Genomic DNA, 5,006 nt, shown 5'->3' on the forward strand with positions numbered 1-5,006 from the left:
GTGCCGTTCGGGGTGGGTCTGGTGCAGTTGGGTGAGGTAGTGCGCGTCGAGGGCCGGTTGACCGAGAACGATCCGGCCAAGTTGGCGTTCGGCATGGAAGTCGAACTGACGATGATCCCGTTCGCCACCGAGGCCGACGGCAACGAGGTCGTCACCTTCGCGTTCCAGCCGGTCTAGAGAGGAAGCCCCAATGACCAATGACGTAGCGATCATCGGCGTCGGCATCCACCCCTTCGGCCGGTTCGAGAAGACGGCCGTCGAGATGGGCGCCGAGGCCATCCAGTCAGCCCTCGGCGATGCCGGAATCGAGTGGGGTGACGTCCAATTCGGTTTCGGTGGCAGCTACGAGGTGTCCAATCCCGACTCCGTGACCCGGCTGGTCGGCCTCACCGGCATCACGTTCACCAACGTGTTCAATGCCTGTGCCACCGCTGCCAGCGCCATCCAGCAGACCGCCGACACCATCCGGCTCGGCAAGTACGACATCGGCATCGCGATCGGCCTTGACAAGCATCCCCGAGGCGCCTTCACCGACGATCCCGCCAAGCTCGCGCTTCCGCAGTGGTACGCCGAGAACGGACAGTTCGTCACCACGAAGTTCTTCGGCATGAAGATCAACCACTACCTGAACAAGCACGGCATCTCCGAGGAGACGCTGGCCAAGGTGGCGGCCAAGAACTTCCGCAACGGCGCGCTGCACCCGAACGCGTTCCGCCGCAAGCCGATATCAGAAGCGGACATCATGGCGTCGCCGGTGCTGAACTACCCGCTGCGGCAGTTCATGTTCTGCGCACCCGACGAGGGCGCGGCAGCGGTCATCATGTGCCGCGGCGACATCGCCCACCGCTACACCGACAAGCCGGTGTTCGTGCGCGCCAGCGAGATTCGCACCCGTCGTTTCGGCGCCTACGAGGTCCATGCAACGTCCGCTCCATTGGACGAGGATCTCTCGCCGACGGTCTACGCCGCGCGCGCCGCGTACGAAGCCGCCGGGATCGGGCCCGAGGACGTCGACGTCGCGCAGCTGCAGGACACCGACGCAGGCGCCGAGGTCATCCACATGGCCGAGACCGGGTTGTGCGCGGACGGCGACCAGGAGAAGCTGCTCGCCGACGGCGCCACCGAGATCGGTGGATCGCTTCCGGTCAACACCGACGGCGGTCTGATCGCCAACGGCGAACCGATCGGCGCGTCCGGGCTGAGGCAGATGCACGAACTGGTCCGCCAGCTGCGAGGCGAGGCCGGCGAGCGTCAGGTTCCCGGCGAGCCGCGCGTGGGTCTGGCGCAGGTCTACGGGGCACCCGGCACCGCGTCAGCGACCATCCTGTCGCTGTAGGTACCCCCCGCGGTAACGCCATTCTCAAAAGAATAGAGTCCGAAACATGGCCGACTATCGCTTCGTCACGTACGAGACCCTCGACGAGGGCACCATCGCCCGGATCATGCTCAACCGACCGGACCAGCGCAACGCACAGCAGCGCGGTCTGCTCGTCGAGCTCAACGAGGCGTTCCTGCAAGCCGAGGCCGACGACACCGTCCGCGTGGTCATCCTCGGCGGCAATGGTCCGATGTTCTCCTCCGGCCACGACCTGGGCTCCAAGGTGATGATGGGGGAGTACCAACCGGGCCCGGATCAGCATCCCAGCTTTCGCGAGAACGGTGCGACGCGCGAGGGCGCCGAGAAGCTGATGCTGCAGGAGTGGCACCACTTCTTCGAGAACACCCGCCGGTGGCGCAACCTGCGCAAGATCACCGTCGCGCAGGTGCACGGCGACGTCTATGCCGCGGCACTGATGCTCATGTGGGCGTGCGATCTGATCGTGGCAGCGGACGACACGACCTTCGCCGACGTCGTCGGGACGCGGCTCGGCATGTGCGGTGTCGAGTACTTCGCCCATCCGTGGGAGTTCGGGGCGCGAAAGACCAAGGAGCTCATGCTCACCGGCGATTCCCTTTCGGTGGAGGAGGCCCATCAGCTCGGGATGGTCTCCAAGGTGTTCCCCGCCGCCGAGTTGTCCGATCGCACCATGGAATTCGCCAGGCGAATCGCGAAGGTTCCGACGATGGCGGCGCTGCTCATCAAGGAGTCGGTCAACCAGACGCAGGACAATCAGGGCTTCTACAACTCGCTCAACGCGTGCTTCACGCTGCACCAGTTGAACCACAGCCACTGGTCGCAGGTGCACGGCGGCGGTTTCCCGGTCGCCAATGATTCCGACGGTGTGCCCAACTGGCGTGAGGCCCCCCCGGTGGTGCCCGCCGTGAAGGACAAGGTCAGGGCGAACGACTAGCGGAGCGACTCGCGAGATTGCACTCACGCAGGCGTGCTCTCGCACTTTCGCTGCGTGAGTGCAATCTGGACGCCAAGGCTAGCCCCGCGTCAAAGCCTGCCCGACGCGGTAGCCGAACACCATTGCGGGGCCGATGGTTCCGCCCGCACCGCCGTACGCCTTTCCGGTCACTCCCGCCATCGCGTTGCCCGCGGCGTAGAGACCGGGTATCGGATGGCCGTCGACGTGCAATACCTGCCCGTCGGCATCGGTGCGCGGTCCGCCCTTGGTGCCCATCGCGCCGACGGTGACCGGTACCGCGAAGTAGGGCGCGGTGTCGATGGGGCCGAGCGTCTGTAGCGCCGGGGTGGCAGCGGCGTTGTCACCCCAGTAGCCGTCGTAAGCGCTTGAGCCGCGGCCGAAGTCGGGGTCCGTCTCGCCCTCGACGTTGTGGTTCCAGGCCTCGATGGTGCGCGCCAGCCCCTCGGGATCGATCCCGGTCTTGACGCTCAGTTCGGCGAGATCGGCTGATTTGCAGTACCAGTCGGGTACCACGCCGTCGGGCTCGATCCCGAGAAAGCCGTACTTCTTCACGTGCAGTGAGTCGAACACGATCCACGCCGGATCGTTGAGATAGCCGAAGCGGGGGTCGAGGTGGTGGAACGGTCCGGCCATCGAGTTGTACTCGCCCGCCTCGTTGAGGAACCGCTTGCCTGCCCGATTGACGATGATGCTGCGCGGGCGGGTGCGTTCAAGGCGCACACTGCGGCTGCGCTGATGCCCGTCGATGGTGTCGCCGGGAATCTGGACGATCGGCACCCACCAGGCCTCGCCCATGTTGGCGAGGTCGGCGCCGTGGGCCATCGCCATGCGCAACCCGTCACCGGTGTTGTTGGGCGGTGACACGGGGCCGTGCATCGGTCCGCGCAGGTGGGCCTCGACCAGTTTCGGGTCCCATTCGAAGCCGCCGGTGCCGAGCACCACGCCACGGCGCGCTCGCACGCGAACGTCCATGCCGTCGAGTTTGATTCGCACCCCGGCGATCCGGCCATCGGATCCTCTCCCCGTGTCGCTTCGCTCCTGCCCGCCGGAAGCAATCAGCTCCAGCGCTCTGGCGCCCGTCGTCGGCACGACCCCGAGATCGAGCAGACCCTTGAGCAGACCGGCGATCAGCGCCGTACCCGCCACGCAGAAGTCGCCCGCGGTGTCGTCAACCGAGGCGTGGATCCTGGCGCGTGTCTCGGCATCGATGCCGACGTTGCTCCAGTCGGCCGGGAACGAGGTGATGCGATCGCTCCAGTTGTCAAGGCGGGCAAGGTCGAAGGGTTTCGCGTTCAGCGACCTGCCACCCGTGGGGCGTCCGCCGGGAAGCTCGGGCTTGTAATCCGGGAAGCCGGCGGCGATCTCGAACTGCAGCTCGCTGTGCTTCTCGACGAAGTCGAGCATCTCCGGTCCGGTTCGGACGAATGTCTCGACGAGCCCGGTGTCCATCGCGCCCAGCGATTGCGCCTCGAGGTAGCGCATCGCGTCGTCGACCGTCAGTTCGCCGTCGGGGGACCGGTGGTGCGCCGGGATCCACACGATGCCGCCCGAGACCGCCGTAGTGCCGCCGACGGTCTCGGCCTTCTCGTAGACCGCCACCGAGGCTCCGCCGACGGCCGCGGTGAGGGCGGCGGTCAGTCCGGCGCCGCCGGAGCCGAGTACGACGACGTCGACTTCGTGGTCCCAATCGGTGCTCACTGGAAATACCTTTCTATGTGTCAACCGAGAATCTGCGACAGCTGTTCGGCGGCCTTGATCACCGCGTCGCGTCCGCCGATCAGCGCATCCTCGCGGTGTGAGATGAGGTTGATGCACGTGGGTGGCGACGGCGGCCTGCGCCGTACTGGCACGGCGAGCCCGTAGGTGTCGGGCTCGATCTCGCCGTGAGTGATCACCCAGCCCTGCTCGCGGGTGAGCGGCACCAGATCCCGCTCGCCAGGGCGGGGCGGCATGCTCGCCAGCAGGGCCAGGCCGGCGGCGCCGCGTTCGATGGGATGGCGGCTGCCCTCGTGGAAGGACAGTTGATAGAAGACCAGGGTCGGCACGATCACGGCGATCGCCACCTGCTGGTCACCCTCGGCGACGAGTAGGGACACCGTCGTGCCGAGGTCGTCGGCGAGCGTGCGAAGGGTCGGGACGCTCAGCGCCCGCAGGTTGTTGTCGAACGATGCGCCAAGCACCGCGAGCATCGCCGCGGGCCGGTAGCGCCCGTCGTCGCCCTTCACCACGTAGCGGTTCTGCGTCAACGTCGAAAGCAGTCGGTAGGCGATGGTGCGGTGCACCCCAACGTGGTCGGCGACCTGCTGCGCGGTCATCCCCGTGGGAGACGACGCCACAGCCTGCAGCGCGGACAGTCCCCTGGCCAGGGTTTGCGAGCCGGCGGCGAGCCTTTCGGCCGTCGGAGGGGTCTCCTTGACAGACGTCATCGAGAGAGTGATGCTCTATACATAGTGCACATGAGTGTGCGATATTAGCACATATCACTCGCTTTGAAAGAGAATGAGATTTCCATCACCAGTCAGCGAAAGGGGCCGAATGAGCGAGTTCGAGAGCGTCTGGAGTGACCTCCAGAGCGTCCCGTTCTCACAGGGCTACCTCGATGCGGGGGGTGTGCGGACGCGCTATCTGCACGCGGGCGACAGGGACAAGCCGACACTCGTCCTGTTGCACGGGTCCGGCGGCCACGCGGAGGCC

The 5,006-nt window shown here is 66.4% G+C and carries 6 protein-coding genes; 4 read left to right on the top strand and 2 right to left on the bottom strand.

The features are described from left to right. The 3 genes from ACRDUX_RS10180 to ACRDUX_RS10190 form a co-directional block, all read left to right on the top strand. The coding region (locus ACRDUX_RS10180) for an OB-fold domain-containing protein (RefSeq protein ID WP_526413505.1) at positions 1–177 on the top strand (177 nt) is incomplete at its 5' end. A gap of 13 nt (positions 178–190) precedes the next feature. Further along, positions 191–1,336 carry a thiolase family protein gene (locus tag ACRDUX_RS10185; protein WP_526413497.1) on the top strand — a complete coding sequence of 382 codons (1,146 nt, stop codon included), beginning with the start codon at positions 191–193 and terminating at the stop codon, positions 1,334–1,336. 46 nt (positions 1,337–1,382) lie between these two features. Next, positions 1,383–2,291, top strand: coding sequence for an enoyl-CoA hydratase/isomerase family protein (locus tag ACRDUX_RS10190; protein WP_526413499.1), 909 nt, complete (start codon positions 1,383–1,385; stop codon positions 2,289–2,291). Between the two features lie 78 nt (positions 2,292–2,369). Here the strand turns inward: ACRDUX_RS10190 and ACRDUX_RS10195 are convergent, their stop codons facing one another. Continuing rightward, positions 2,370–4,010 (bottom strand): FAD-dependent oxidoreductase, encoded by a 1,641-nt coding sequence (locus ACRDUX_RS10195; RefSeq protein WP_526413501.1) that lies wholly within the window; start codon positions 4,008–4,010, stop codon positions 2,370–2,372. A gap of 20 nt (positions 4,011–4,030) precedes the next feature. Continuing rightward, positions 4,031–4,738: an IclR family transcriptional regulator gene (locus ACRDUX_RS10200; RefSeq protein ID WP_526413503.1), complete on the bottom strand. Its 708-nt coding sequence runs from the start codon at positions 4,736–4,738 to the stop codon at positions 4,031–4,033. A 109-nt stretch (positions 4,739–4,847) separates the two neighbouring features. Here ACRDUX_RS10200 and ACRDUX_RS10205 point away from each other — a divergent pair. Next, a partial coding sequence (locus tag ACRDUX_RS10205; RefSeq protein WP_526413507.1) for an alpha/beta fold hydrolase occupies positions 4,848–5,006 on the top strand: 159 nt, incomplete at its 3' end.

This window comes from Mycobacterium sp., assembly GCF_050701675.1.
Classification (GTDB): Bacteria; Actinomycetota; Actinomycetes; order Mycobacteriales; family Mycobacteriaceae; genus Mycobacterium.